Source organism: Streptomyces sp. NPDC033165, from assembly GCF_055577965.1.
In genome coordinates this window covers 76,127-88,654 of record NZ_JBVIPK010000014.1, presented here as the reverse complement: position 1 = coordinate 88,654, position 12,528 = coordinate 76,127, and the positions used below count along the sequence as shown (strand labels likewise).

The 12,528-nt window shown below is 72.2% G+C and carries 14 protein-coding genes; 3 read left to right on the top strand and 11 right to left on the bottom strand.

What is annotated here, in order from left to right:
* Positions 1–166: 166 nt before the first annotated feature.
* Positions 167–604: a hypothetical protein gene (locus ACZ5WC_RS27285; protein WP_468543280.1), complete on the top strand. Its 438-nt coding sequence runs from the start codon at positions 167–169 to the stop codon at positions 602–604.
* Between the two features lie 78 nt (positions 605–682).
* Here ACZ5WC_RS27285 and mug read toward each other — a convergent pair whose 3' ends face one another.
* The 7 genes from mug to ACZ5WC_RS27250 form a co-directional block, all read right to left on the bottom strand.
* Positions 683–1,222: a G/U mismatch-specific DNA glycosylase gene (gene mug, locus ACZ5WC_RS27280; RefSeq protein ID WP_468543279.1), complete on the bottom strand. Its 540-nt coding sequence runs from the start codon at positions 1,220–1,222 to the stop codon at positions 683–685.
* A gap of 19 nt (positions 1,223–1,241) precedes the next feature.
* A complete protein-coding gene (purB, locus tag ACZ5WC_RS27275) occupies positions 1,242–2,675 on the bottom strand; it encodes an adenylosuccinate lyase (protein ID WP_468543357.1) in 1,434 nt (477 codons plus the stop codon).
* 178 nt (positions 2,676–2,853) lie between these two features.
* Positions 2,854–3,693, bottom strand: a complete 840-nt coding sequence (locus ACZ5WC_RS27270) for an SGNH/GDSL hydrolase family protein (RefSeq protein ID WP_468543278.1) — start codon at positions 3,691–3,693, stop codon at positions 2,854–2,856.
* Between the two features lie 12 nt (positions 3,694–3,705).
* Complete coding sequence (locus tag ACZ5WC_RS27265) at positions 3,706–4,725, bottom strand: hemolysin family protein (protein WP_468543277.1); 1,020 nt, start codon at positions 4,723–4,725, stop codon at positions 3,706–3,708.
* Positions 4,722–6,059, bottom strand: a complete 1,338-nt coding sequence (locus ACZ5WC_RS27260) for a hemolysin family protein (protein ID WP_468543276.1) — start codon at positions 6,057–6,059, stop codon at positions 4,722–4,724. Before ACZ5WC_RS27260 ends, ACZ5WC_RS27265 begins: the two co-directional genes overlap by 4 nt.
* A gap of 143 nt (positions 6,060–6,202) precedes the next feature.
* The gene (locus tag ACZ5WC_RS27255) at positions 6,203–6,637 is read right to left on the bottom strand and encodes a GNAT family N-acetyltransferase (protein ID WP_468543275.1); all 435 of its coding nucleotides are present in this window, start codon (positions 6,635–6,637) and stop codon (positions 6,203–6,205) included.
* A gap of 92 nt (positions 6,638–6,729) precedes the next feature.
* The gene (locus tag ACZ5WC_RS27250; protein WP_468543274.1) at positions 6,730–7,611 is read right to left on the bottom strand and encodes an LLM class F420-dependent oxidoreductase; all 882 of its coding nucleotides are present in this window, start codon (positions 7,609–7,611) and stop codon (positions 6,730–6,732) included.
* A 138-nt stretch (positions 7,612–7,749) separates the two neighbouring features.
* Between ACZ5WC_RS27250 and ACZ5WC_RS27245 the strand changes: the two genes are divergently transcribed.
* Entirely contained in the window at positions 7,750–7,977 is a 228-nt protein-coding gene (locus ACZ5WC_RS27245) for an antitoxin (RefSeq protein ID WP_096631343.1), read from the top strand.
* Positions 7,974–8,345 (top strand): fic family toxin-antitoxin system, toxin component, encoded by a 372-nt coding sequence (locus ACZ5WC_RS27240; protein WP_468543273.1) that lies wholly within the window; start codon positions 7,974–7,976, stop codon positions 8,343–8,345. Before ACZ5WC_RS27245 ends, ACZ5WC_RS27240 begins: the two co-directional genes overlap by 4 nt.
* A 32-nt stretch (positions 8,346–8,377) precedes the next feature.
* On the opposite strand, the gene ACZ5WC_RS27235 is transcribed toward ACZ5WC_RS27240, so the two are convergent.
* The 4 genes from ACZ5WC_RS27235 to bioB form a co-directional block, all read right to left on the bottom strand.
* Entirely contained in the window at positions 8,378–9,055 is a 678-nt protein-coding gene (locus ACZ5WC_RS27235) for a class I SAM-dependent methyltransferase (protein WP_468543272.1), read from the bottom strand.
* A 113-nt stretch (positions 9,056–9,168) separates the two neighbouring features.
* Positions 9,169–9,864 carry a dethiobiotin synthase gene (bioD, locus tag ACZ5WC_RS27230; RefSeq protein ID WP_468543271.1) on the bottom strand — a complete coding sequence of 232 codons (696 nt, stop codon included), beginning with the start codon at positions 9,862–9,864 and terminating at the stop codon, positions 9,169–9,171.
* A gap of 1 nt (position 9,865) precedes the next feature.
* A complete protein-coding gene (locus tag ACZ5WC_RS27225; protein ID WP_468543270.1) occupies positions 9,866–11,209 on the bottom strand; it encodes an adenosylmethionine--8-amino-7-oxononanoate transaminase in 1,344 nt (447 codons plus the stop codon).
* A complete protein-coding gene (bioB, locus tag ACZ5WC_RS27220; protein ID WP_468543269.1) occupies positions 11,202–12,476 on the bottom strand; it encodes a biotin synthase BioB in 1,275 nt (424 codons plus the stop codon). The genes ACZ5WC_RS27225 and bioB overlap by 8 nt, the downstream gene beginning before the upstream one ends.
* Positions 12,477–12,528: the final 52 nt, after the last annotated feature.

Genomic DNA, 12,528 nt, shown 5'->3' with positions numbered 1-12,528 from the left:
GCTCGTGCGCATGTTCTGCCGGATCGTACTCGCTGGCCGCAGGCCCTGCGAACAGGGCGGAAAGCCGGTACCGAGCCGCAGCCCGTGTCACCCGGGAGCGATGCGGCCGAACCGGCCCCCGGGGGCAGGTTAAGTGATTGTCAGTGCGAAGCGGTTTACTGACGCCATGACGACCGCACACCATCTCCGCCTCATCGACGGGATGTGCACCCGGGAGTTCCCTCCGGAGCGCACCCCGTCGGTCTCGGGAGTCAGCGGACCCGGCTACCACACGGTATTCCTGCACACCGATGAGGAACCCTGGGGCGATGAGGAGTCCGTTCGTGCGGAGCACCGGGCGCAGTGCCTGGCCGAGCACGACGCACTGCTCACCCTGCTGGCATCACGCTGGGGCGAACCGCAGTTGGTGAGTGTGTGGAGTGCGCAGGAGCGGATGGCGGCGGGCGAGGTGATCCCCGAGCCCTGGGTGGAGCCGGTCGCCGGGTGCGACTACCTGCGGCTCTGGAGGAACGCCGGCCGGTGGGTCGCGGTCGGGCTGGTGCTGGAGGAGGGCGGGCCCGGCTGCGAGCTGACGGTCCTGGTGACCGTGATCGATCCGCCCTGAGGCGCTCCGCCACCGCACCCTGCCCCGAGCCCCGAGCCCCGAGCCCCTGGGCCCGACGCGTCCGGGGCCGCTTGCCTGCTACGAGGTTCGCTCGGCCTCGTGGAGGCGGGCGTACTCCTCGGCCATGGTCTGAACCGTCCAGTGGGCGTTGAGACCGCTGGGGTTGGGGAGGGCCCACACCCGGGCGCCGCCGACGGTGCGGTCCTGGGGGCCGACGCGGGCTCGCGGTTCCCTGAAGGCCGTACGGTAGGCGGTGATGCCGACGACGGCGAGCCACGCCGGTTCGAGGCACTCGACCTTCTTCTCCAGCGCCGCCCCGCCCTCCCGGAACTCCTCCGTGCCGAGCTCGTCGGCCCGGGCGGTGGCTCGCGCGACCACGTTGGTGATCCCGAGCCCGAGGCCCAGGAGCTCGGACTGTTCGGACGGCAGCAGTTGTCGGGGAGTGAAGCCCGAGCGGTGGAGGACCGGCCAGAACCGGTTGCCGGGGTGGGCGAAGTGATGGCCCGTCGCCGCGGTCATGAGGCTCGGGTTGATGCCGCAGAACAACACGCGCAGACCGCCCGCGACCACATCGGGCACGATGCGGTCGCGGGCGGCGCGGAGTTCCTCGGGGGTCATACGGCTCGGGCGGTCCCGGTCAGAGGATCGAGCCGGGGGTGTAGGCCGCGGCCTCGGGGTGCTGCTTGGTGATCTCCTCGATGCGGGACACCAGCGCCGCCACCTGGTCGCCCGCCGCGCCCGTGAACGAGAGCTTGTCGGCCATCAGGGCGTCCAGCTCGGCACGGTCCAGCGGGATGCGCTCGTCGGCGGCGAGCTTGTCGAGCAGTTCGTTGCGCTCGGCTCCCTGCTCGCGCATCGCGAGGGCGGAGGCGACCGCGTTCTCCTTGATCGCCTCGTGGGCCACCTCACGGCCCACTCCGGCCCGCACAGCGCCCATGAGGACCTTGGTGGTCGCCAGGAACGGGAGGTAGCGGTCCAGCTCGCGCGCCACGACCGCGGGGAACGCGCCGAACTCGTCCAGCACCGTCAGGAAGGTCTCCAGCAGACCGTCGAAGGCGAAGAAGGCGTCCGGGAGGGCCACCCGGCGGACCACGGAACAGGACACATCGCCCTCGTTCCACTGGTCGCCCGCCAGCTCGCCCGTCATCGAGGCGTAGCCGCGCAGGATCACCATCAGACCGTTCACCCGCTCGCAGGAGCGCGTGTTCATCTTGTGCGGCATCGCGGACGAGCCGACCTGCCCGGGCTTGAAGCCCTCGGTCACCAGCTCGTGGCCCGCCATCAGCCGGATGGTCTTCGCCACCGACGAAGGCGCCGCGGCGAGCTGCACCAGAGCCGTCACCACGTCGTAGTCGAGGGAACGGGGGTAGACCTGGCCGACCGAGGTGAAGGCCTCGGCGAAGCCGAGGTGCCCGGCGATGCGCCGCTCCAGGTCGGCGAGCTTGTCCGCGTCACCGCCCAACAGGTCCAGCATGTCCTGCGCCGTGCCGACCGGGCCCTTGATCCCGCGCAGCGGATAGCGGGAGAGCAGGTCCTCCAGTCGGCCGTAGGCCACCAGCAGCTCGTCGGCCGCGGTCGCGAAACGCTTGCCGAGCGTCGTCGCCTGCGCGGCGACGTTGTGCGAGCGACCGGCGATGACGAGCTCGCGGTACTCCGCGGAGAGCTTGCCGAGCCGGGCCAGCACCGCCACGGTGCGGTCGCGCATCAGCTCCAGCGAAAGGCGGATCTGAAGCTGCTCGACGTTCTCCGTCAGGTCCCGGGAGGTCATGCCCTTGTGGACCTGCTCATGACCGGCGAGAGCGTTGAACTCCTCGATCCGGGCCTTCACGTCGTGCCGGGTGATCTTCTCGCGCTCGGCGATCGACGCCAGGTCGACCTGGTCGAGCACCCGCTCGTAATCGGCCAGCGCGGCATCCGGCACCTCGATCCCGAGGTCCTTCTGAGCGCGCAGCACCGCCAGCCACAGCTGACGCTCCAGCTTCACCTTCTGCTCGGGGGACCAGAGGACGGCCAGCTCCGTGGAGGCGTAGCGGCCGGCCAGGACATTGGGGATGCGAGGCTTCGCAGACACAGCAGTCACGTAAACGGATTCTACTGGTGGTTCGTGCAGGCCAGCGCCGCGGTCCGGTTTGTGGCTTGCTACGAGAGCCCGCCCCGGAGACCCGCCCGAAAGCCTCCCCCCGAGCCTGCCCCGAAGACCCGTCCGAAGGCCCGCCCGAACGTCCGCCCCGACGGCGCGGCCCGGAGGGTCAGGCGGAGTCGGCCCGGCGCCATCCCGTCACCGGGCCGGGGTTCTCCGCGTCCGCGGGGGTGACCCAGAAGGCGGTGCCCGTGGCCGTGTCGAACTGGGCGCCCGACCGGCCGTCACCGGAGGACCGGCCGGTGAGCCGCCGTCCGATCCAGGGCGCCAGATGCCGGCGGGTGAAGCGGATGTCCTCGGCACGCCGGGCCGCCCAGCGCGGCGGCGCGGTCGCGGGGGCCGGCGCCCGCCAGTCGAGCTCGGCAGGCAGCCCCAGCGTCTGCCACACCGCCTCGGCGACCCGCCGGTGACCGTCGGCGGTGAGGTGCAGCCGGTCCACGTCCCACGCACGGGGGTCGCTGAGCGAGGGTGCGCCGTAGAGGTCGACCACCGAGGCGTCGTGCCGGTCGGCCAGGCCGTCGATCAGGGCGAACAGCTCCTCCATACGGGGGCGGAAGCGCTCCAGCACGGGCCCGTCGCGCCCGGGGCTGCGCATCAGCACCAGGTGTTTGCAGGACGGGGCCAGGCGCTCGACGGCTTCTTCCAGCAGCCCCTTGACCCTGCCCATGTCGCACTTCGGCCGCAGCGTGTCGTTGAGCCCGCCCACGAGCGTGACGACATCCCCCTGGAGCGCGGTCGCCGCCTCCACCTGCTCGTCCACGATCTGGCCGATGAGCTTGCCGCGTACGGCGAGGTTGGCGTACCGGAACCCCGGGGACCGGACGGCCAGCCGGGAGGCCAGCACATCGGCCCAGCCCCGGTAGGTGCCGTCCGGCAGCAGGTCCGACATGCCCTCGGTGAACGAGTCGCCGACCGCGACGAGACTGGTGTAGGAGGCATTCAGTTCCATGGCCCGGCGATCCTAGCGCGACTGTGCTCTGCCGACGAGTTCGCGGAGAACATCCTCCATCGTGACCAGGCCGGCCAGCCGGCCGTCCTCGTCCAGGACGACCGCCAGGTGGGTCCGGCTGCGCCGCAGCGCGGTGAGTACGTCGTCCAGCGGGGTCGCGGCCCGGACCCGGGCGATCGGCCGCAGCGCCGTCACCGGGAAGGGCACGTCGCGGGGCGTGGCGTCCAGGGCGTCCTTCACATGGAGGTAGCCGAGGATGCGCTGCTCGCTGCCCATCACGGGGAAGCGGGAGAACCCGGACTCGGAGGAGAGCCGCTCCAGCTCCTCCGGCGTGGTGCCGACCCTGGCGTAGAGCACCCGGTCGACCGGCATGACCACATCGCGTACCGGTCGGCGGCCCAGTTCGAGCGCGTGGTGCAGCCGCTGGGCCGAACGGTCGTCGACCAGCCCGGCGTTCCCCGCGTCCTGCACCATCCGGGCCAGCTCGTCGTCCGAGAACGACGCCGAGACCTCGTCCTTCGTCTCCACCCGCAGGAGCCTGAGAAGGGCATTGGCGAAGGCGTTGATCGTGAAGATCACCGGACGCAGGGCGCGGGCCATCGCGACCAGCGGCGGGCCGAGCAGCAGAGCGCTGCGGGCGGGCTCGGCCAGCGCGACGTTCTTCGGCACCATCTCGCCGAGCAGCATGTGCAGATAGGTCGCCACGCTCAGCGCGATGACGAACGACAGCGGGTGGACGAGACCGTGCGGCACGCCCACCGCGTCGAAGAGCGGTTCCAGCAGATGGGCGATGGCGGGTTCGGCCACGATGCCCAGCACCAGGGTGCTGAGCGTGATCCCCAGCTGTGCCGCGGCCAGCAGCGCGGAGACGTGCTCCAGGCCCCAGATGACGCTGTGGGCCCTGCGGTTGCCGGCTTCGGCCTCCGGCTCGATCTGGCTGCGGCGTACGGAGATCAGGGCGAACTCGGCGCCCACGAAGAAGGCGTTGACCACCACCATCAGCACACCGATGAAGAGCTGGAGTGCGATCACCGGGCACCCTCCGTCCGGCTCTCGGACCCGGGCAGGGGCGCGTGCAGCAGGGCCCGTGCGGCCCGGCGGCCCGAGGCGTCCACCACGTCGATCCGCCACCCCGCCAGTTCCAGTGTGTCGTCCACCGTGGGAATCCGTCCGAGCTCGGCTGCGATCAGCCCGGCCAGGGTCTCGTAGGGCCCGTCCGGCACCCGCAGTCCGATCGTGCGGAGCTGATCGGTGCGGGCGGCCCCGTCGGCCGACCACAGCGTGCGGCCGTCGGCGTCCTCCCCGGCGGCCGCGAGGTCGGGCGTCTCGTGCGGATCGTGTTCGTCGCGGACCTCGCCGACGACCTCCTCCACGATGTCCTCCAGCGTCGCGACGCCCGCCGTCCCGCCGTACTCGTCGATCACCACGGCCATGGCGAGCTTTCCGGACAGCCGGTCCAGCAGCCGGTCCACGGTCAGCGTCTCCGGTACGAGCAGGGGTTCACGCAGCAGCTCCGACACGCGGGTGCGGGGCCGCTCGTCGGCGGGGATCGCCAGGACGTCCTTGATGAGGGCCACGCCGACCACGGTGTCCAGACTGCCCCGGTAGACGGGGAAGCGGGAGAGGCCGGTGGCCCGGGTGGCGTTGGCCACGTCCTCGGCCGTGGCGTGCAGGTCCAGCGCGGTGACCTGGACCCGCGGTGTCATCACGTTCTCCGCCGTCAGCTCGGACAGATTCAGGGTGCGGACGAAGAGCTCGGCGGTGTCCGCCTCCAGCGCCCCCTGCTTCGCGGAGTGCCGGGCGAGGGCGACGAGCTCCTGCGGGCTGCGGGCCGAGGCCAGTTCCTCGGTGGGCTCCAGGCCGGCGCGGCGCACGATGCGGTTGGCGGTGTTGTTGAGGTGACTGATGAAGGGCCGGAACACGGCGGTGAACGCCCTTTGCGGTGTGGCCACCGCCTTGGCCACGGCCAGCGGCGAGGAGATCGCCCAGTTCTTCGGGACCAGCTCGCCGATCACCATCAGCACCACCGTGGACAGCACGGTACCGATGACGAGCGCCAGTGTGGACGCGGCCGCCGGAGGCAGCCCCGCGTCCTCGACCGGACCGCGGATGAGCTTCGCGATCGACGGTTCGGCGAGCATGCCGATCACCAGATTGGTGACGGTGATGCCGAGCTGGGCGCCCGAGAGCTGAAAGGTCAGCGTGCGGACGGCCTTCAGCGCGCTCGCCGCACCCCGGTCACCCCGCTCGACAGCCCGTTCGAGCTCGCTCCGCTCCACCGTGGTCAGGGAGAACTCCGCCGCGACGAAGGCACCGCAGGCGACACAGAGCAGCAGAGCGACGAACAGCAGAAGCACTTCGGTCATCGGCTCACCTCCGTCCCATGATCGGGCAGAGACCGGCGGATCGCGCGGCGTCGGCGTGATGGGAGTGATCGTCCGGGCCGGGGCGAGGGCGCCCGTCCGCGCGTGTGGCGTGGCGCGGCCCGCGCCGCGGGAGGGCCGTCGTGTCAGCCCGACAGGTGCTTCACCCAGCGGCTCCACTGCGGCTCGGGCCCGTAGCCCCCGGCGCGCCAGGCGTGCTGGGCCGAGGTGTTGCGGTCGAGCACCATGGCGTCGGCACGCCGACCCCCCAGAGCGGTGAACCGTTCCTCCGCCGCTGCGAGAAGGGCGCTGCCGACGCCCCTGCGGCGCCGGCCGGGGTGGACCGCGAGCCGGTAGAGATGGCAGCGCCAGCCGTCGAAGCCCGCGATCACCGTGCCCACCAGCGCCCCGTCCAGCTCCGCGAGGATCAGCGCGTCCGGATCCCGTGCCACCAGACGGGCGACCCCGTCGCTGTCGTCACTGATGCTGGTGCCCTCGGCCGCCGTCTTCCAGAACGCGAGGACCTCGTCCAGGTCGGCCGCGGTCGCGGACCGTATCGAAAGATCGTTCATGGCGGTCATCCCACCATTCGCCGCGCCCCGGCGTCGACCGGGTTCCACGATGCGGCCGCCCCGCGCCCGCCTCCCGCTCCCGTCGGCCGCCCCACGGCTCCTCAGCTGCCCGCCAGCTCCTCGATCACCGGAGCGAAGGCCTCCATCGCCGGTTCCAGCACGGTCAGGTACGAGAAGCCGAACCGCTCACGCTGCTCCCGCAGCTGCTCGGCGATCCGGCGCACGGTGCCGACCACGACGAACGGGAGGCCCAGCACCTCGTCCTCGCTCAGGTGGGGGGCGTGCGCGAGCAGGTGCTGGACGGCCGAACGCCGGTCGTCGGTGACCGCGACCGTCTGGAGCAGCAGGTTCAGTTCCGCCGGGCTCTCCCGCCGCGCGGCGAATTGCCGGTAGGCGGCGACCCGGGCGTCGAGCTGGTCGGCCGTCAGGGCCGCGAGGGCCCCGTCACGGCTGCCCGCCACCCCGGTGAACGCCACGGTGTCGGCGAACTCGGCCGCCAGCCGCAGCACCCGGTCCCCGTTGCCGCCGATGAGCAACGGCACGCGGGGACGCTGTACGGGCGCGGGCAGGTGCGCCTCGTCCCGCAGCGCCCGGTCCAGCTCCTCCACCGTGCGGCGCAGGTGGTCCACGCGCCCGCCGGGCGTCAGGAAGGGAAGGTCCGCCCGCTCGTGCTCCGCGCGGACGTATCCGGCACCTATGCCCAGCTCCAGACGGCCCGAGGTGAGCGCGTCCGTACCGGCCGCCTCGCGGGCCAGGAGCGTGGGATTCCAGAAGCCCGCGTTCAGGACGAAGGTGCCGACGCGGGGGCGCTCCGTGGCCTCGGCCGCCGCGACCAGTGAGGGAAAGGGCGCGGGCATGTCCAGATGGTCCGGGACCAGGATCACGTCGTAACCGAGCTGCTCCGCCCGTCGGCAGCGCGCTCGCCACCGGTCCCCGTCGGTGGGGGCCATCAGATTGACGCCGAAGCGGAACGGCCTGGTCATGGAAGTCCTCCGGGGCGAAATGTGTGCGCGGGCCATTCACCCTGCCAGGTGAGGAGGCCCGCTGTCCGGCGAACGGGCCCCTTCGCCCCGCGGCCCTTCCCCTTGCCGGTGCTAGCGCGACCGCGCTAGCGTGGTCGCGTGCCCAAGACTCAGCTGAACGTTCGAGTGGAAGAGGCCACCGCCGAGGCCGCGCGACAGCGCGCGCTGCAAAGGGGGATGAGTGTGAACCGCTACATAGAAGAACTCGTCCAGCAGGACACGGGCGAGGTGGGACACACCTTCGTCGAGGCCGCCGCCGACTTCATGAAGCAGTACGAAGCGGTGTTCGCCGAGGAGTTCGGCCCGGAGCGCGAAGGCACCCGTTGAACCTGCGGATCGACCTTTCCTGGCTGCTCATGGTGGCCGAGCACAAGACGCCCGGAGACCCTCAGGTCGTGGACTGGGGCGCCCTCGTCGCCGCCGTGGCGCGGCACGAGGCGGAGATCTTCGGCAGCCCCGTCTACAGCGACCCGCATGTGCGGGCGGCTGCCCTGCTGCAACTGCTGCTGCATGTGCCCGCCCTCGAACACTCCAACGCGATGTTCGCCTCGGCCGTCGCGTACGGCTATCTCATCGCCTCCGGGCTCAAGGTCGTCACCTCGCCGGAGCAGGTCCGCGATCTGGCGCTGCTGGTGAAGCAGGGCAAGGCGGACGTGCGGACCATCGCGGAGGAGCTGCGCCAGTGGAGCGCATGAGCCTGTGACGGCGGTATGAGGCACGGGACCGGTCACTCCGGCGTGAACGGCTTGCGTGCCACGCCCAGGACGCAGGGGGAGGAGGGGACCTGGAGACCCTTCTCCGGAATCCGCAGCCTGCGGTACGCCCCCAGCTCGAACCCCGCCTCCTCGATCGCGGCCAGCGGGTCCCGGGCCGTGTGACAGCCGCCGAAGAGGAGGGGCCACACGGTGCGGTCCGCGGCGCGCTGGGCCGTCGCCAGCGCCCGGCCCGGCGCCCGACCGTGCTCGAAGAACCGCAGTTCGCCTCCGGGGCGCAGAACCCGCTTGATCTCGCGGAGCGCCCGGGGCAGGTCCCGAACGGTGCACAGGACCAGCGACGCCACGGCCGCGTCGAAGCCCTCGCTCTTCACCGGAAGCGCCTCCGCCGCACCCGGCACCACATCCACCGGCACCTCGGCGCGCAGCGCGGCGCGGACGGCGAGCTGCCGCAGCGAACGTTCCGGCTCCAGCGCCACGACCTCCGACACCGCGCCCGGGTAGTGGGCGAAGTTCAGCCCGTTCCCCGCACCGATCTCGATGACCCGGCCGGAGAGCCCCGCCAGCAGCTCCTCGCGGTACGCGGCGACGCCGCCCTTCAGGTCGGCGGTCACGCTCATCCGTGCGTAGAAGCGGGCGAACACCGGGTGGTGCACGGCATCCCTGGGGAGCTTCCTGCTGCGCAGCTGCATGACGGACCTCCGGGCGGAGTGGACGTACGGCTCCTCAAGGATTCTTCCCCGTAATGCCTCCGTCTAAGGGATGACGGGACAGCCCTTGGCTCTCGGGGGACCCGCGAGGAGCCTCAGTGCCGGGCCGGGGCCCAGCTCCCGCCGAGCTCCGGAGCCAGCCAGCGCGCCGCCCGCGCGGCGAATTCGGCTCCAGGCAGCGCGCCCGCGCCGGCCGGAACCGCGCCCAGCAGCGGCGCACCGGCCGCCGACGGCAGGTCCTCGACATTGCACCGGGAGGCCAGGTCCGGCTGCTCGGGCATGCTGCCGATCACCACGCCCCGGCAGCTCAGCCCCCGGCTCCGCAGCGCCTCCGCGGTCAGCGCGGTGGCGTTCAGGGTGCCCAGCCCCGCGGGCGCCACGACCAGCACCGGGGCGGACAGCGCCCGGGCCGCGTCCGCGAGGGTGCCGCCCTCGTCGTCGAACCGTACGAGCAGCCCGCCCGCGCCCTCCACCAGCACCAGATCGTGTTCGGTGGACAGCTTCTCCGCCGCCTCGGCGACCTCGTACGGCCGCACGGGTGCCAGCCCCGCCCGCCGGGCCGCCGTGGCCGGGGCCAAGGGCTCGGGGAACCGGGCCAGTTCGACCGCGGTCACATGGCTGCCCGCCAGCCGCGCCACCTCGGCCGCGTCGCCCGGCTCCCCGGGCGCGAGCCCGGTCTGCGCGGGTTTGAGCACCGCGACCCGGCGGCCCCGCGCGGCGGCCGCCACGGCGGCGGTCACCACGGTCTTGCCGATCTCCGTGCCCGTACCGGACACCACGAGGATGGTCACCTCAGCCCTCCCGCGCCGCGGCGCACACGGCCCGGCAGATCCGTTGTACGTCCTCGTCGCCCGTGACGTAGGGCGGCATCGTGTAGACGAGGTCGCGGAACGGCCGCAGCCACACTCCGGCGCGCACGGCCGCCCGGGTCGCCGCCGCCATGTCCGCCTCGTGGTCGAGCTGGACGACCCCGATCGCCCCCAGGACGCGTACGTCCACGACTCCGGGGATGTCCGACGCGGGCGCCAGGCCGGAGCGCAGCCCCGCGCCGATCCGCGCCACCTCGCTCTCCCAGTCCTGCCCGAGCAGCAGGTCCACCGAGGCCGAGGCGATCGACGCGGCCAGCGGATTGCCCATGAAGGTCGGGCCGTGCGCCAGCACCGGGACCTCGCCGCGCGAGATGCCCTCGGCCACCCGGGAGGTGCACAGCGTCGCCGCCATCGTCAGATAGCCGCCGGTCAGCGCCTTGCCGACGCACATGACATCCGGGGAGACCCCGGCGTGCCCGGCGGCGAACAGCCGGCCCGTCCGCCCGAACCCGGTCGCGATCTCGTCGAACACCAGCAGGACGTCCAGCTCGTCGCACGCCTCCCGCAGCGTCCGCAGATAGGCGGGCGAGTGGAACCGCATCCCGCCGGCCCCCTGCACCACCGGTTCCACGATCACCGCGGCCAGTTCGTCGGCGTGATCCGCGATCAGCTCCCGCAGATGAGCCACGTAGGCGGGGTCCGGCTCCGCGTCGAAGCCGTCCGGCGGGGCGTCGGCGAAGACCTGCCGGGGCAGCGACCCCGACCACAGCTCGTGCATCCCGCCCTCCGGGTCGCACACCGACATCGGCTGCCAGGTGTCGCCGTGGTAGCCGCCGCGCCAGGTCAGCAGCCGCTTCTTCGCCGGGCGTCCGGCCGAACGCCAGTACTGGAGGCACATCTTGACGGCGACCTCGACCGATACGGACCCCGAGTCGGCGAGGAAGACGTGCTGGAGCGGCTCGGGAGTGATCTCCACCAGCCGGGTGGCCAGCCGGACGGCAGGCTCATGGGTGAGCCCGCCGAACATCACATGGCTCATCCGGTCCAGTTGGCCGCGCGCGGCCTCGTTGAGGACGGGATGGTTGTAGCCGTGCACCGCCGACCACCAGGACGACATGCCGTCCACCAACTCGCTCTGCCCCTCGACGGGTTCGGCGAGCCGGAGCCGCACCCCGGAGGCCGACTCCACGATCAGCGGCTCCTGGCGGCCCGGCATCGGACCGTACGGGTGCCAGACGTGCGCGCGGTCCAGCGCCCGCAGCTCATCGGGGGTGTACGGCTTCGGCCCGGCGGAATGGGGGAGTGCGGAGGCGTGCGGCTCAGGCATTGGGGGCGAGATCCGTCCCCGCACCGCGCCGGCGCACGGCCACCAGGTCCGTCCGCGCCGCACCGCCCGTGTCCGTACGCGTGACCGGCGCCTCGGCCGGTACGGGCTCGCCCTCGGTGGCCGCGACGGGAGCCGCCGCCTCGGAACCGTGACCGCCGCAGGGACCGCAGCCGCCGCCACCGTGCGAACCGCACCCGGCGGACTCCTGCGTTCCGCAGCCCGGGGCCTCCGCCGGCGTACCGCAACCGCCGACCGGCGCGTCCGCGCGGTGACGGGGCAGGGTCGTGGTGCCCGCGCCCTCCACCTCGAACCCGGCGTCCGCGATCATGTCCAGGTCGGCCTGACCGGCCTGGCCCTCGCTGGTCAGATAGTCGCCCAGGAAGATCGAGTTGACCAGGTGCAGGGCCAGCGGCTGCATCGAGCGCAGATGCACCTCACGGCCGCCCGCCAGCCGGACCTCGACATCGGGGCAGACGAACCGGACCATCGCCAGAATGCGCAGACAGCGCTGCGGGGTGAGGTTCCACTCCTTGGCGAGCGGGGTCCCCTCGAACGGGATCAGGAAGTTCACCGGCACCGAGTCCGGGTCCAGCCCGCGCAGCGCGAACACCACGTCGACCAGGTCCTTGTCGCTCTCGCCCATCCCCGCGATCAGCCCGGAACAGGCGGAGAGCCCGGCGGCCTGGGCCTGCTGCACGGTCTCCACACGGTCGGCGTAGGTGTGGGTGGTGGTGATCGCCCCGTACGTCTCCTCGGACGTGTTGAGGTTGTGGTTGTACGCGTCGGCGCCCGCCGAGCGCAGCCGGTCGGCCTGTCCGTCGGAGAGCAGACCGAGGCAGGCGCAGACCTCGATGTCTTCGTTCTGGTCCTTGATGGCCTCGATGGTCTTGGTGACCCGGTCCACGTCCCGGTCGGTGGGGCCGCGGCCGCTCGCCACCAGACAGACCCGCTTGGCACCGCCCGCGACCCCGGCGGCCGCGGCCTTGGACGCCTCCTCCGGCTTGAGCCAGGTGTACTTGAGGATCCCGGCCTTCGAGCCGAGCCGCTGCGAGCAGTAGGAGCAGTCCTCGGGACAGAGCCCCGACTTCAGATTGACCAGATAGTTCAGCTTGACGCGTCGCCCGAACCACTGACGGCGCACCTTCCCGGCGGCGGCCACCACGTCGAGCAGCTCGTCGTCGGAGGTCGCCAGTACGGCGAGCGCTTCTTCGCGGGTCGGCAGTTCGCGCCGCAGCCCCTTGTCCACCAGCGTGTTCAGCAGGTCCATGGAAGATGATCCTGGCTTACGGCACCGCCTCCAGCCAAGGAGGAACCAGACA